This window comes from Lentzea rhizosphaerae (genome assembly GCF_042649515.1).
Taxonomy (GTDB): Bacteria; Actinomycetota; Actinomycetes; order Mycobacteriales; family Pseudonocardiaceae; genus Lentzea; species Lentzea aerocolonigenes.
This window is the reverse complement of the sequence record NZ_JBHRZI010000004.1, coordinates 305,049-319,157: the sequence shown is the minus strand read 5'-3', so window position 1 is coordinate 319,157 and position 14,109 is coordinate 305,049. Positions and strand designations below refer to the sequence as shown.

The window sequence follows — 14,109 nt, the reverse complement described above, 5'->3', positions numbered from 1 at the left end:
GAACGGGTGGGCGCGGTGGTGTCGGTCATGATCTCTGTCCGAGGCACCGGGCCGCACGTTGCGCATGAGTGAGCTGGCCGGGCTCGCCGAGGGCTCGTTGTCCCGCCTTTCGCAGGCCGTCTCGCGGCTCGAAGCCAAGGGGTGGGTGCGCCGCACGCCCGATCCGGAGGACACGGGCGCTACACCCTCGCGATCCTCACCGCCATCGACCCCGAGGGCGACTTCCTCGTCGATCCCACCCGCCAGCGCCGGTCCTGACCCGTTCGACAGCGAATCGACGGCGTGACGGTTCGACGATTCTCGTGCGATCGTGCTGTCGATGAGCGACAACACGGAAGCAACGCTCGTGGTGGACTCGCGGTTCACCATCGCACCGCTGGACCCGCGACTCTTCGGATCCTTTGTCGAGCACATGGGTCGTGCCGTCTACACAGGACTGTTCGAGCCCGGTCACCCGGCCGCGGACGACAACGGCTTCCGGACCGACGTGCTCGCGCTGACCCGCGAACTGGGCGTGACGGTCGTGCGGTACCCCGGCGGCAACTTCGTGTCGGGTTACCGGTGGGAGGACGGTGTCGGGCCGGTCGGCAGCAGGCCCGCTCGCCTCGACCTGGCGTGGCGCCAGATCGAGAGCAACCGGTTCGGCCTGGACGAGTTCGTGCGGTGGGCACGTCTGGCCGGCGTGGAGCCGATGATGGCGGTCAACCTCGGCACACGTGGTGTCCAGGAAGCGTGCGACGTGCTGGAGTACGCGAACCACCCGGGAGGAACGCGGCTCTCGGACCAGCGCATCGCGAACGGTGCCGCGGACCCGCACGGGATCCGGCTGTGGTGCCTGGGCAACGAGCTCGACGGCGACTGGCAGATCGGGCAGAAGACGGCTCACGAGTACGGCAGGCTCGCCAACGAGACCGGCAAGGCGATGCGTCTGGTCGACCCGGACATCGAGTTGGTGCTGTGCGGCAGCTCCGGCTCCGCCATGCCCACGTTCGGCCGGTGGGAAGCCGTTGCGCTCGAAGCCGCGTACGACGTCGTCGACTACATCTCGCTGCACGCCTACTACGAAGAACGGGACGGCGACCTCGCCAGCTTCCTGGCGAGCCCCGTCGACATGGACGGCTTCATCTCCTCCGTCGTCGCCACGGCCGACCACGTCCGCGCGGTGCTGCGCAAGCAGAAGAAGATCATGCTGGCGTTCGACGAGTGGAACGTCTGGTACATGAGCCGCATGGCGTCGGCGCCGGACTGGCGGCACGCGCCACCCCTGGCCGAGGACCCCTACACCGCCGCCGACGCGGTTGTCGTCGGCGGTTGCCTGATCACGCTGTTGCGGCACGCCGACCGCGTGCGCATCGGGTGCCTCGCCCAGCTGGTGAACACCATCGCGCCGATCAGGACGGAAGCGGGCGGTCCCGCGTGGCGGCAGAGCACCTTCCACCCGTTCGCGCTCACCGCCCTGCACGCGCGCGGAACCGTTCTGCGGATGGAGATCACCGCGCCGGACGTGTCCACCGAGGTCCACGGTTCGGTGCCGGTGGTCGACGCCGTTGCGACTCACGACGAGGAATCGGGCCGCCTGGCCGTTTTCTGCGTCAACCGCGGCACGGCCGCGTCGGTGCCGGTTCGAGTGCACCTCAGCGCCTTCGGGCCGCTGCGGGTCGCCGTGGCGACCGTGCTGGGAGGCGGTGATCCTCACGCCTGCAACTCGAGCTCGACCGAGCAGGTGCAGCCGCAGGAGCTGTGCGACGTCCAGGTCGACGGGCAGGAGCTGAGGTTCGTGCTTCCGCCCGTGTGCTGGGCCGTCGTCGTGCTGCGCCCGGAACTCCCGGACGAATGAGCGGAGGTGTCGTCGCGCGCCAGCCGTGGTAGCCGGTGGGATCACCAGCTGAAGCGGAGGACGACGATGAGTGACACGACCACGGTCGACAGGCTGCGCACGGTGCTGGCGGATGTGGTTTATCCCGTCAGCAAGGGGCAGTTGGTGGACCACGCCTCGCGCAACAACGCCGACGAGGACACCGTGCACGCGCTGCACGCCGTTCCGGATCGCCCGTACGGGTCGTTCGACGAGGTGCTGGGAGTGGTCGCCGTCGACCAGAGCCGGGAGGCCTGACTCGGGCGGTGCGGCAGCCTTCCCCCTGATTTCCGTCACGAGGTCGACAAACCCCATACGCTGTCGGTGTGGTGCGCATGATCGAGTCGCCCGAGCGCGACTTCCGTCGTTACCTCGCCGCGCGGGTGTTGTCGGTGACCGGTGCCGTGGTGGCGGCGGTGACGATGCCCGTGCTGGTCTACCAGCTGACCGGGTCGGCGGGCTGGACGTCGGCGGTCGCGGCGGCGGAAGCGTTGCCGTACCTGGTCTTCGGGTTGCTGGCGGGTGCGCTCGCGGATCGGCTCGACCGCCGGAAGATGATGGTGGCGCTGGACTTCACGGTGGCCGGGGTGCTGTTGAGCGTGCCGCTGGCGTGGCTGGCGGGTGCGTTGGTCGCGCCGCACGTCGTGGCGGTGGCGTTCGCGGCGCAGACGGCGTTCGTGTTCTTCGACGCGGCGAACTTCGGTGCGCTGCCAGCGTTGGTGGGCAAGGAGCGGCTGACCGCCGCCTATTCGACGCTCTTCGGGCGCACGACCGCGGTGGAGCTCGTGCTGCCCGGCCTGACGGGTCTGCTGGTGGCGGTCGTGGCTCCGGCGGCGCTGCTGGCGGTGAACGCGTTGACCGGTGTGGGTTCGGCGTTGTTGTTGCGCGGCATCACGAGCAGCATGGCCAATCCGCGGCCGGTGCGCGGGGCGGGCGAGCTCGCCGGCGACGTGCGGGAGGGACTGCGGTTCCTGTGGAACGAGCCGATCATCCGCACGCTCACGCTGGTGGGCGCCGCGCACTCGGTCGCGGGAGGCGCGTGGACCGCGGTGCTGGTGCCGTTCGCCGACCGCGTGCTGCACGTCGCACCACGCGGTGACTTCCGGCTCGCCGCGCTGTTCAGCTGCTGGGGTCTGGGAGCGATCATCGCGTCCCGGTTGCTGCCGCGGCTGACCGAACGCTGGGGCGAGGCGCGCGTGGCGTTGGGGGCCTTGCCGTTGTCGTTGCTCGGCGGAGTGCTAGTGCTGGTGAGCGGGCACTGGCTGCTGACGTGCGTGGCGGCGGTGTACTGGGGTGTGGCGCAGGCCGTCGTGATCATCAACGGGATCACCTACCGGCAGAAGGTGTGTCCGGAGGAGCTCCAGTCGCGGGTGAACACGACGGCCAGGATGGTGGCCTGGGGTGCGGGCCAGCCGTTCGGCGCGTTCCTCGCCGGTGCCGTGTCGGTGGTGGCGGGAAATCCACGCGCCGGGCTCGCGGCCGGTGTGGTGGTCGTTCTGGGCGGTGTGGTGATGGCGTGGGCGACGCCCGTGCTGAGGCAGGCCGCCCGGAGCGGTGCGTGAGCGCCACTCCGGGCGGCCGGGTTTCGTGGAGCCTGGGTCAGCTGACGCCTTCGGCCAGTTCGACCACCTGCTGCTGGGTGAAGCCGGCGGGGACCTGGAGCTGGAAGGCCCGGCCGTCGGGCAGGGGAGCCTGCAACATCCACTGCTTCCCGGGGATCTGGACGAGGTCGCCCTGCCGGCCGCGGACGGACACCGGGATGGTGTCCACGGGGCCTCCTTCAACGGCCTGCCCGTAGTTCGGGACGAGTCCGGACGTGGTGCTCACGTGGATGGTGCGGTCCGGGTTGGCCGGATCGCGCAGTGAGGTGACCGCACCCGCACCGTCCGGCCCGGCGTCCTTGAAGGCGTAGAGCTCCCAACCGGCCGGGGCGACGTTGATGTCCAGGCTCAACCGCTTGTCCGTGTCGACCAGGGTGCCGGCCAGCGAGCGGACGGTCTGCTCGTCGGCGAACCGGCCGATCCCGGTGAGTTTGATCCACTGGCCGGGTGACCGTTCCCAGCTGAGGGCCACCTCGTGGAACGTTGGTTCTTCCTGGTCGACCTCGTGGAGCACGGCCGGCTTGCCGTCGTAGGTCGTCTCGACACCGTCGCTCGGCCGGTTCGAGGCGATGACGTAGATGGCGCTCATCTCCGCGCCAGGTTTGTTGTCGCTGTAGACCGCGGCGAGCCAGCCGGGCTCCGCCGTGAAGCGCGGCCCGGTCACACCTTCGGGAACCGGGTTCAGTTCCGGTGGCGGGACAGGCATGTGGAACGTGACCAGCACCGGTGCCTTGTAGGTGGGGGACGGCGTCGGGATGGCGATGATCCCTGCGACGACCGCGGCAGCCGCGGCGGCGATGACCACGGTGCGGCGACGAAGTCGAACCGGCCGCGGGGTGGCGTGGATCTCGGCGAGCAGGTCGGCGCGCGCCTTGGCCAGCACCTCGTCGGACAGCGGCGTCGGCTGCGGCCCGTGCTCCCGGATCACGGTGAACTCGTTCATGCTGTCTCCTCGGTGGTCAGCCAGCGGTCGCCGAGACGCTCGCGAACCTTGCCGCGAGCGCGGTGCAGCCGGGACCGCACGGTGCCGACCGGAATGTCCAGCGCGACAGCGATCTCGGCGTAGGACAACTGCGGATACGTCCACAGCAACAACACGTCCCGGTCCTCACCGGCCAGCGAGGCCAGCGCGTCGGCCAACTCACCGCGCAACGCGTGGGCATCAACCCGCCCAGCCACCTCCCCGAGCTCGGTGGTGACCTCAAGACGTCCCGCCGCCCGCCCGAACGCCCGGTACCGCCGCTCCTCGTCGCGGGCGTGCCGGCGCACGAGGTTGGTGGCGATGCCGAACAGCCACGCCCGAACAGGCGCACGCCCGGGCACGTACTCGTCCCGCCCGCGAAACGCCAGCAGAAAGGTCTCGCTCATCAGGTCGTCCGCCAGCACCCCGACCCGCCGCGACAGGTACCCGTGCACGACCGGCGCGTACCGGTCGAAGATCGCCGCGAACCGCTCGGGCGTGACCAGGGACTCGGCGAGCAGGTCCTCGTCGGAGACCTCAGGCGGCGGCTCGCCGGGCGGGGCGGGCTCGGCGGAAGGTTTTGACATGGTCATGCTCTCTGTTGCCCGAAGTCGCGATCAGGTTCGTCTCCGGTGATCGTGGCTTGCGCGGCAGCGTCTCAGCGAGGCATCGTTGGCCGTGTTCAGCGGCGCACACGTGGTCCTCTCCAGCTGATGTGCGACGACCTGGACGCGGTCCTGACCACCCTGGCCGCAGCAGGTGTCGAGACCACTCGACCGGTGACCGAGGCGCGGTGGGGGCGGCTCACCGCGGTGCGGATGCCGAGTGGGGCCGAACTGCCGCTGTACCAGCCGCTTCACCCCGTCGCACACAGCCTCTGACCCTCGCCGAACGGTGTTGAGGGCCCCCGACAAGGGCGGACTCGGCTGCACCGTGCCGAGGCAGGGCCGGGTGAGCGTCTCCACCGAGTCGTTCCTGCGAGCCGTGGAGGAGTTCGATCGGGAACTGATCGCTGCGATGGACCGGCGCATCACGGAGATCGAAGCCGGCGGGCTGGATGCAGACGTCCAGCTCGACGTCGAGCAGCTCCGCCAGGAACATCGGCTCCGCTCAGGATCCCTGGCCGTCGCCCTGCGGCACGCACCCGCGACCGACTGGACAGCCGTCCGTGAGGGTGCCGCGCGCATCTTCTCGACGCGATAACCGGTGGACTGCCGCGTGCGCCCCACCTAGCCTTCCGTCGAACCGCATGTCCTTCCACCAGAAGAGGTGCATTTCATGACTGTCCGGGTAGCTCGGCCGTCGACGGCCGACACAGCGCTGACCACTGTGAACCACCCCTCGGACGTGAGGAATCACCGAAGTGGATCTACCCCGTAGCTTCACCATCCGCGAGAGCAGCCACCGCATCCACAACCCGCTCACCAGCCAGAAACTGGCGATCCTGGGCGAGGCGCTGGGCCCGTCACCCGGCACTCGGATTCTCGACCTGGCCTGTGGTTCGGGCGAGCTGCTGTGCACCTGGGCCCGCGATCACGGCATCACCGGAACCGGCGTCGACATCAGCACCGCGTTCCTGGCCAAGGCGCGGGCACGAGCGATCGAGCTGGAGGTCGCCGAACAGGTCACCTTCACCCATGGTGACGCGTCGGACCACGTTGCCGACGACCTGGTCGACATCGGGTCGTGTGTCGGCGCGACCTGGATCGGAGGTGGCGTCGCCGGCACCGTGGACCTGCTCCGACGCAGCCTGCGTCCCGGCGGTGTGATGCTGATCGGCGAACCGTACTGGCGCAAGGATCCCCCGGACCAGGCCACCGTCGAAGGCTGCCACGCCGCCAGTGCGGACGACTTCCGCGCCCTCCCGGAACTGCTGGAACAGTTCGGGGAGCTGGGATGTGACGTCGTGGAGATGGTCCTGGCCGACCAGGACGGCTGGGACAGGTACGTTGCGGCGCAATGGCTCAACACCCGCCGGTGGCTGGACGCCAATCCCGACGACGAGCTGGCCGAGCAGATGCGCGCGGAACTCACCGCGGGTCCCGTGCGCCACGTCCGGTACCAACGCGAGTACCTCGGCTGGGGTGTCTTCGCTCTGATGAACCGCTGACCCCAGCGGCAGCTCTGCCACCGTCCGATCTGGACGGTGCTATCCGCTGCCGAAGCACACCAGCGGCATGAACGGCACGTCCGCCACCGCGGCAGCCAGCGCGGCGGCGGGCGTGACGCCCTGGACCAGGCCGTGGTGGTAGCGGGCCATCACTCCCGAGGTGGTGGCGTCGTCGGGCAGGCGGGCCACGCCGGCGACGACGGTTCTGGTGCCGCTGTAGAGCAGGGCGGCGGTGAAGCCGAGCAGCTCGTCGCCTGAGCGCACGACCGTGCGGCCGATGTCGCAGCTCGACAGCACGACGTGGTGCGGCGCGGTGCCGAGTTGGTGGATGTCGTAGGCCATCAGCGGTCCGTCTGCCAGGTCCAGGCGGGAGAACAGCACGTTGTCCTCCTCGTGGTGACCGTGCGCGGCGAAGTGCACCAGGTCTCTTCCGTTGGCAGCGGCGAGTGTCGGGCGCACCGAGGCCTCTGGTCCACTGAGGACGGTGGCGTTCGGCAGGACGCGACTGATCTCGGTCACCTCCGCCACCGCGTGGTGCAGATCGGGGCCGGCGACCAACAGTGGTTGCCGCACAGCGTGATGACCGCCGGTCCGCCCGGCCAGCCACTGCGTCGCGGACGGTGCGACCGTGACCGGACGCCCGCGCAGCTGCGGTAGAAGTCCCCACGGCACAGCGGACAACGGGCCCGTTGGAACGATGACCAGGTCCCGGTCGCCGAGCACGGGGTGCAGCGGGCGCATCAGGCTGTCGGCCAGCACGGCGAGCTGGCGGTGGGCGGATTCCGAGACGACCTGGGCCAGCGCGGGACGAAGTCGCCTGCCGCACAAGGCGTCCAGATCGCTGCGCAGGCGGATCACGGCCTCCCGCACGACAGCGAGATCGCCCAGGTCCACCAGCCTGGGCGCGCGGTGGTCGGCGACCAGGGCGCGCAGCCGCGGGCCGTCCGCCACGAAGGTGACCAGGGTGCTGCCCGCCCCGCGCAGCTCGTCCACGACGTCGCTGAGGAAGGCCACCGGAGTGTGCGTTCCTCTGCCTCGCACGGTCCAGCCGCGGGACCGGATGGAGCGTTCCAGCTCGGCGCACCGCTGTTCCAGGGCGACGTTGCGGGAACCGGTCAGCTGGGCTGCCCGTGCCTCCAGCGCGCACCTGCGCAGCTGTGCCACCGCGTCCGTGGTCTCGTCGTCGGCGGTGGGGAACACGGGACGCAACCGGAAAGCCTGGGCACGGCAGCGTTCCAGCCAGTTGAACACCACGGACGGCGCGCTGTGGCGCAGGGCGACCGAGAGTCCGAGCTCGGCGAGCCGGACGCCCAACGTGGCCGACCCGGTTTGGAAGTCGATGCTCCCGAACCGTTCGCGGTGCTGACGCAGAACCATCAGGCCCGCCCTGATCTCCGCGTACGTCTGAGGCACCGCGCCGCGAGCGGCGTGCAGCCGGGCCTTGACGAGCCTGCGCGCGAGTTTCGTCTCCGTGGTCGGGCTGCCGGTCCGGCGCGCGGCCAGGTGGTCTTCGGCTTCCGCGAACCGTTTCAGCGCAACGCAGATCGAGGCGGCGAGCAGTTCGGCGTGCTCGGCGTCGTACGGCAACGCGAGTCCGGCCAGGCGGTCCGCGAGTGCGCGGGTCTGCTCGAGGAGACTCGCACGGCTGCGACCCGCGAGGAACTCGGCGCGCAGCCGGGTCAGCACGGCCAGCTCCGCCCACGCCTGGTTGCCGCGTCTGCGGAAGCTGCGCTCCGCCCGGCGGGCCCACTGCCTGGTCACGGTGAGCTCGCCCTGAGCGAGCGCGGTCTGGGCTCTCACCAGCTCCGTCTCGGCGCGTTCGTGGGTGGGGCGGCGGTCGGCCAGCACCGCGAGCGCGGCGTCGAGCTCGGTGGCCGCTTCTCTCGCGAGACCGGCGACGAGCAACGCGCGTGCCCGGTCCACGGCCAGCGACGCCAGCAGGTCTGGCGCGTGCACCGCGAGGCCGGACCGGGCCACGTCGAACGAGCGCAGCGCGGCCGGAATGTCTCCCAGCAACGTCTCGCAGTGCCCGCGGTTGAGCTGGGCCTTCGCCACGATCCTGGGCAGGTCGGCCGCCTGGGCCACGCGTTCGCACGCGTCCAGGTCGGTCAACGCCATCCGCACGCGACCCGCCAGGTCGTGCAACATCGCACGGTTCAGCAACCCCCGCGCCAACGACGTCTGGTCGCCGGCGGCACGCAGCAACGGCACCGCCTCGTCCATGTACCGCTGCGCCTCGTCCAACCGGCCCACCATCAACAGGAGCAGGCCGCGCTGATCGCGCAACACACCGGCTTCCGCTGGTGTGGCAAGGGTTTCCGCCTGGTCGAGCAGCGCGAACCCGGCCGCGTGGTCGCCCAGGTGCACTTCGGCGGCGGCCAGGCTGGCGAGCAGCTTGGCGGCGAGCGAACGTTCCGCCGGGTCGGCCGGTTCGCCGAGTGCGCGCAGGCCCGACCTGAGCAGGCGCACCGCCTCCTTGGGCTGGCCGCGCACGGCCGCGGCCAGACCGCGGCCGTGCAACGCCTGAGCCCGAGCGTTCACGAGAGGACCATCGCCGGCGTGACGAGGACGGTGCCGCCGGCACGCACCACCAGTTGCACCAGTCCTCGCGGTACCAGGTCGAACGCGAACCGGCCGCCGTCGTCGGACGACGTCCGCAGCAGGTCGTCCTGGACGCGCAGCTCGATCTGGTGGACACCGGGAGGGGTCAGCCAGCCGTCGATCCGCACCGCGGCACCGGCGGCGGGCGCGACGCTGACCATGACGGTCAGCTCGGTCCCGTCGAAGGTGATCGTCCTGGTGCTGTCGTCTCCCTTCGCCACGGGCAGCGCGTGTTCCTCGACGGCCCGCATGATCTCCTCCGTGCCGGAGGTCAGCTCGAGTGCGAAGTGGACGGTCTCGACGAGGTCCGGTGGCACGGGGTCGGCTTCGGTCCAGGCGCCGCGGAGCTGCCGCAGCACGTCGAGGTCGGCCGCGTCGAACGGAGGATCAGCGTTCATCGCGCACACCACCTGTCAACAACGAACGCAACCGGACCAGACACCGTCCGCGCATCGGGCCGATGCTGCCGCGTGCGATGTTCAGCAACGCACTGAGCTCGGTGTAGGTCAACTCCGGCAGGAACGCCATCGCACGCAGAATCTCCTGACACCGCTCGGAGAGCTGGGCCAGCGCGGTCCACAGCTCGCGGTGCGTGTCGGCGGTCGTGGCCAGGTCCTCCGGAGTGGGGGACCGGTCGAGCAGGTCGGCGAACTCCGCGCCGTCGACCGGTTCCTCGGCACGCGCCCGCCGGGCGACCCGCCAGGCCTCGCGTTTCGTGACCTGGACGAGCCACCCCGTCAGCGCGGCCGGCGAGCGGATGTCCGAAATGGACTTCAGCAGCGTCAGCCACGTGTGCTGCACGACGTCCGAACTGGACTCGCGATCGAGTCCCTGCGCCCTGGCGACGTGCCACAGCAACGGGGTGAGCTCGCGGACCAGTTCGTTCAGACTTTCCCGGTCCCCGGCCCGCGCCGCTTCCAGCAGCCGGCCCATCCGCTCGTTGTTCACGGGTCGACTGACATGTTCTCGGCCTTCATCTGTTCCTCGAGGGCTGACTTGAGCCGTGCGTGGTCCTGTTCAGCCAGCTCTCTTTGCATCTCGAGGTCCTTGAGTTCGGCGAGCATGCTCGTCCTGGCGAGCTCCCGCAACGCCGCCAGAGCCCTGTCCACCGTGGCCTGCGGGGTCAGCTCAGCCGAGGTTTTGACCTCGACCAGTTTCCTGGCCACGGCCGCGGCCAGCACCGGCGCGGCGAACGAGGTGCCGCTCCACAACGCGAAGCCACTGCGGAAGCTGTCCTCGTCGACCGACTGCCTGCCGTCGCTGGCAGCTTTGTCCGAAGGGCTGCGCGAGCCTTCGATGTCCGGCGGGAAGATGCTGACCACGCACGTTCCCGGCGCCTCGGCGCTGGCTGACGCACCACCGTTGCTGTACCAGGAGGTCGTCCCGTTCGGGTTCGCCGCGCCGACGCCCACCACCAGCCGCGCCGGGATGGTGGTGAGGCTCGCGATGGCAGCGGGAAGGAACGGCCTGCGCGACGAGTCGTTGCCCGCGGCGGCGACCACGACCACACCCAGCGACGTCAACTTCTCGATCACTGCGCTGAGCCGGGTGAGCTTCTCGGCCCGCCACGTCTCGTGGTAGTAGCCGAGCGAGATCGACACCACGTCGATCATCTCCTCGGCGTGCGCCGGGTGTTTCTGCGCTCGCTCGACCCGGTCCACGAGCAGCCACAGCGCGAGCAGCACGTCGCTCTCGTAGCCGACGTTGTCCGAGCGCATCACCCGCAACGACAGGACGTCGGCGTCCGGTGCGTGCTGGTGGATCAGTCCCGCGATGAACGTGCCGTGGCCGACCGCCCGGTTCACCCGGTCGGAGAGCTCCTCGGCGTAGATCGGCACGTCGTGGTAGTCGGACAACACGTTCGTGCTCGGCAGACCTGCCACCTTGGGTTGGTGCGCTTGGAGCGCGGCCTGAGTGGGGACGCTCAGGTGCAGGAAGTTCTCGGAGTGCCCCTCCGCGATCTTCTCCAAGGAGTCCACGAACCACGGGTGCTCCCGCACGCCGGTGTCCAGCACCGCCACGACCGGCCGCCGGTTCGTGGCGAAGACACCGCTTCCGTCGCGCTTCGGCAGGTCGACGAGTGCGGAGATCGGGTGACGTCCCTCCGGCCGGTATCCCCCGGACGGTGCCTGTCCCGGCACGTCGTGCTGTTCCCAGACCGGAACGCCGCCGTACGCGCCGATGAGCAGGTGGTCCAGCGAAACCTCCAGCAACCGCGCCCGTTCAGCCGGCGTCGGCGTGAAGGTCTCGTCGCCGACCTGCCACGTCAGCTCGTTCCTGCTGACCGCGCTGCGGATGCGCCGGAGTGCGGTCCAGGCGTCGACCGGGGCCGCTGAGGTGAGATCGGCGGGCGTCAGCGCCACCGGGCGGGGAACCTCGAGGAGCAGTTCAGGCTGGTTGTCGGGCAGCATCTCGGTGAGCAGCTCCGGGAGCTGGAACACCACCCCTGCCACCTGCTGCATCGCGGACATCAGGGGCTGGTTCCTTAGCAGGACGTCCGCTATCAGCAACGTGTCCGCGCGATACGCGGTCGACTCGATCGGCACGGCGAAGGGCTCGGCCGGTTGCGGGTCCTCCGGGATTTCCGGCTCCGGCACACCGACCGCGGGTGCGGCCTCACTCGGGAGCAACATGCGCCCCCGGTGGCGTTGCAGCAGCCACTCCGGCCACCGTGGCGGCTCGTCGTACGTGTCCTCGGCGAAGTCGGGCGGTTCGTCGAGCCAGCGGAACTTGATCGTCATCGAAAAGCACCTCCGCGTTGGGCTTGTCGGCTACACGACCGAGAGCGCTACAACGAACGCGCGGATTCACTCGTTCGGTCACGATGTCGTCACGCGGGCCCGCTGTATCCGGAAGGCGGTCGCGGCGCACTCGTCAGCACCTACGACAGTGAGGAGCCCGCCGTGACGACAGAAGAGACAGCAGCCGCCTACGACGGCAACGTGCTCGTCCCCGGCCGCGGCCACCCGTGGTTTCCCTGGTACTGCCCGAAACCGACAGTGCGGATCCTCTGCTACACCGATCATCCGCAGGTGAACTTCGAGCTCGCCCCGGACTTCGGTGTGCGGGAGATGAGGGATCTGATCGTCTCGCACAACACGTTCCACGCGAACTTCGAGATCGACGTGCTGAACCGCCACGCGGGCGGGCACGCGACCAATCTGCTCACCACCGACGTGCTCGGGAACTACGACCAGGTGTGGTTCTTCGGCGTCGAGCAGTGCAACCGCGGCACGGCGTTGCACAACGAGCTCACCGACGACGAGGTCGCGGCCCTGGACGACTGGATGGGCCCGGCGGCTCAGGGCGGCGTGCTGATCACCGGCGACCACGCCAACCCGCGGCCGGTCGACGCCGCCGACGCCGGTCTCGACCCGCTGCTCAACCTGGGCAGGGCGCTCGGCCACCGGGTGCCGCGCGCGGGCCGGTTGCGCCGCTGGGAAGGTCTGCCCAGCGCGGATCCGTCGACGGACCCGCGGTTCACGCACAACACCCAGGTTCCGGACGGTCTCGGCACGCCGCTGGACAACCTGACGCTGCAGGACGACGCGTTCCCGCAACGGCTCCGGCTCACCCCGTACCCGGTCGGCCGCCCGTGGCCGTGGCTGCCCGTCCGCTACCGCCCTCACCCGTTGTTCTGCGGCCGGTCCGGCCCTGTCGAGGTGTTCCCCGACCACATGCACGAGGGCGCGCTCGCGTTCCCCGCCACGTACCCGGAGGACGAATGGCCGTCCGGCCCGCACGGCCAGCCCCTGCCCGAGGTCGTCGCCTTCGGCACGGACAAGCGGTTCGCGCGCACCTACGAGCTCGTCAGCGCCTACGACGGCGCGCAGGCCTCCGTCGGCCGGATCGTCGCGGACACGACGTGGCACCACTACTTCAACGTGAACCTCCGCGGCTTCTCCGCCGGACCGGTGCGCGACGCCATCGCGGACTTCTACGTGAACCTCGCCGTGTGGCTGTCCCCGCCGGTGCTGCGGCACCGCATGCGGTGCTGGTTCTGGTGGAACCTCGCGACCCACCCCGCCGTGCAGATGGTCAAGGGCCACCACGTCGGAGTGCTGGGCCGGACCGCGGTCGACGTGCTCGGCGGCCGCGCCGGTCAGTGCCTGCTGACCGAGCTCACCTGGCCGTTCCACGTGCCCGTCGAGCAGCGGGTCAAGATGCCGTGGCCGCCGGACGAGGTGGTGATCGGTGGTGTGGTCAAGCACTACCACGACACCCTCGACCGTGCGCTCGGCGGCGACCGCGACCTGCCGGACATCAACGCGTTGGTGGACAACGGTGTTCAGCTCGCGGTGGACGAGCACACGGCCCAGTTGCGGGAGTTCGCCGCAGCCGCGGACGAACTGCCGGGTCTCGTTGACGAACTGCGTCGCTCGGAACCCGCTTTCGAGGGCTGAGGTGCTCACGACTGGACAGGCGACTGGCACCGATCTGGGCCGTCCTGCAGGGCGGCCCAGATCGCATGTCCCGTGAGATCCCTAGAAGTCCATCACTCCGGAGTGCGTCACGTAGTTCCGGCCGCCCTTGAAGACCCGCACGACGAACCGCGTGCCGTCCTTCACGTCGGTCGCGATGTTCACCCACGCCCCACTCGCCGGCACGGGCGTCGTGTAGTTGCAGTTCGGCCAGTACTTGATGAAGACGACGCACGCGCTGTAGCTCGTGCCGCTGGTCGACCTCAGGTTGATGTCGTTGCACTGCGAGGTCGTCGTGTACGTGCCCAGATCGACGGACCCCTCGGTCTCGAAGTAGGTGCTGAACGACGCGGAGTAGGGCGCCGCCCTGCACCCGGCGGCCGCGTTGATCGGCCCGTCCGCGGACGCCTGCGCCGTGCCGACTGCTCCGAACGTGGCGAGGAGTGCGAACGCGAGCAAGATCCTGGTCAGTGTCGTGCGCATGTGGATTCCTCCCGATTCCCTTGCGATGACGCACGAAGACTGCCGAGAGCCGGTTTCGCGGCGGTTTCACGGAGGAT

Annotated in this window: 14 protein-coding genes and 1 pseudogene; 8 read left to right on the top strand and 7 right to left on the bottom strand. The window is 69.9% G+C overall.

The window, feature by feature from the left end:
* Window positions 1-34 precede the first annotated feature (34 nt).
* The 4 genes and pseudogenes from ACFOWZ_RS03060 to ACFOWZ_RS03045 form a co-directional block, all read left to right on the top strand.
* Window positions 35-201, top strand: a pseudogene (locus ACFOWZ_RS03060) (MarR family winged helix-turn-helix transcriptional regulator); the annotation flags it as partial.
* A gap of 118 nt (window positions 202-319) precedes the next feature.
* Window positions 320-1,837, top strand: coding sequence for an arabinosylfuranosidase ArfA (gene arfA / locus ACFOWZ_RS03055; protein ID WP_382368228.1), 1,518 nt, complete (start codon window positions 320-322; stop codon window positions 1,835-1,837).
* A gap of 66 nt (window positions 1,838-1,903) precedes the next feature.
* Window positions 1,904-2,113, top strand: coding sequence for a DUF2795 domain-containing protein (locus ACFOWZ_RS03050; RefSeq protein WP_382368225.1), 210 nt, complete (start codon window positions 1,904-1,906; stop codon window positions 2,111-2,113).
* A 77-nt stretch (window positions 2,114-2,190) separates the two neighbouring features.
* The gene (locus ACFOWZ_RS03045) at window positions 2,191-3,417 is read left to right on the top strand and encodes an MFS transporter (RefSeq protein WP_382368304.1); all 1,227 of its coding nucleotides are present in this window, start codon (window positions 2,191-2,193) and stop codon (window positions 3,415-3,417) included.
* Between the two features lie 37 nt (window positions 3,418-3,454).
* Here the strand turns inward: ACFOWZ_RS03045 and ACFOWZ_RS03040 are convergent, their stop codons facing one another.
* Both ACFOWZ_RS03040 and ACFOWZ_RS03035 read right to left on the bottom strand, forming a co-directional pair.
* Window positions 3,455-4,399, bottom strand: a complete 945-nt coding sequence (locus ACFOWZ_RS03040) for a hypothetical protein (protein ID WP_382368222.1) — start codon at window positions 4,397-4,399, stop codon at window positions 3,455-3,457.
* Complete coding sequence (locus tag ACFOWZ_RS03035; RefSeq protein WP_382368219.1) at window positions 4,396-5,004, bottom strand: RNA polymerase sigma factor; 609 nt, start codon at window positions 5,002-5,004, stop codon at window positions 4,396-4,398. Before ACFOWZ_RS03035 ends, ACFOWZ_RS03040 begins: the two co-directional genes overlap by 4 nt.
* A 126-nt stretch (window positions 5,005-5,130) precedes the next feature.
* Here ACFOWZ_RS03035 and ACFOWZ_RS03030 point away from each other — a divergent pair, with 126 nt between their 5' ends.
* The 3 genes from ACFOWZ_RS03030 (at window position 5,131) to ACFOWZ_RS03020 (ending at window position 6,527) form a co-directional block, all read left to right on the top strand.
* Window positions 5,131-5,298, top strand: coding sequence for a VOC family protein (locus tag ACFOWZ_RS03030; RefSeq protein ID WP_382368216.1), 168 nt, complete (start codon window positions 5,131-5,133; stop codon window positions 5,296-5,298).
* Between the two features lie 13 nt (window positions 5,299-5,311).
* Complete coding sequence (locus ACFOWZ_RS03025; RefSeq protein WP_382368213.1) at window positions 5,312-5,620, top strand: DUF5984 family protein; 309 nt, start codon at window positions 5,312-5,314, stop codon at window positions 5,618-5,620.
* A 160-nt stretch (window positions 5,621-5,780) separates the two neighbouring features.
* Complete coding sequence (locus tag ACFOWZ_RS03020; RefSeq protein ID WP_382368210.1) at window positions 5,781-6,527, top strand: SAM-dependent methyltransferase; 747 nt, start codon at window positions 5,781-5,783, stop codon at window positions 6,525-6,527.
* 39 nt (window positions 6,528-6,566) lie between these two features.
* Here ACFOWZ_RS03020 and ACFOWZ_RS03015 read toward each other — a convergent pair whose 3' ends face one another.
* From ACFOWZ_RS03015 to ACFOWZ_RS03000, 4 genes are read right to left on the bottom strand one after another with little or no spacing between them, the layout of a single operon-like run.
* Complete coding sequence (locus ACFOWZ_RS03015) at window positions 6,567-9,068, bottom strand: CHAT domain-containing protein (RefSeq protein WP_382368207.1); 2,502 nt, start codon at window positions 9,066-9,068, stop codon at window positions 6,567-6,569.
* Complete coding sequence (locus tag ACFOWZ_RS03010; RefSeq protein ID WP_382368204.1) at window positions 9,065-9,526, bottom strand: hypothetical protein; 462 nt, start codon at window positions 9,524-9,526, stop codon at window positions 9,065-9,067. The genes ACFOWZ_RS03015 and ACFOWZ_RS03010 overlap by 4 nt, the downstream gene beginning before the upstream one ends.
* The gene (locus ACFOWZ_RS03005; RefSeq protein WP_382368201.1) at window positions 9,516-10,076 is read right to left on the bottom strand and encodes an RNA polymerase sigma factor; all 561 of its coding nucleotides are present in this window, start codon (window positions 10,074-10,076) and stop codon (window positions 9,516-9,518) included. Before ACFOWZ_RS03005 ends, ACFOWZ_RS03010 begins: the two co-directional genes overlap by 11 nt.
* Window positions 10,073-11,869: a S8 family peptidase gene (locus ACFOWZ_RS03000; RefSeq protein WP_382368198.1), complete on the bottom strand. Its 1,797-nt coding sequence runs from the start codon at window positions 11,867-11,869 to the stop codon at window positions 10,073-10,075. The genes ACFOWZ_RS03005 and ACFOWZ_RS03000 overlap by 4 nt, the downstream gene beginning before the upstream one ends.
* A gap of 162 nt (window positions 11,870-12,031) precedes the next feature.
* On the opposite strand from ACFOWZ_RS03000, the gene ACFOWZ_RS02995 reads away from it, so the two are divergent.
* Window positions 12,032-13,531, top strand: a complete 1,500-nt coding sequence (locus tag ACFOWZ_RS02995) for a hypothetical protein (protein ID WP_382368195.1) — start codon at window positions 12,032-12,034, stop codon at window positions 13,529-13,531.
* Window positions 13,532-13,612: 81 nt separating this feature from the next.
* On the opposite strand, the gene ACFOWZ_RS02990 is transcribed toward ACFOWZ_RS02995, so the two are convergent.
* Window positions 13,613-14,032, bottom strand: coding sequence for a hypothetical protein (locus ACFOWZ_RS02990; protein ID WP_382368192.1), 420 nt, complete (start codon window positions 14,030-14,032; stop codon window positions 13,613-13,615).
* Window positions 14,033-14,109 lie beyond the last annotated feature (77 nt).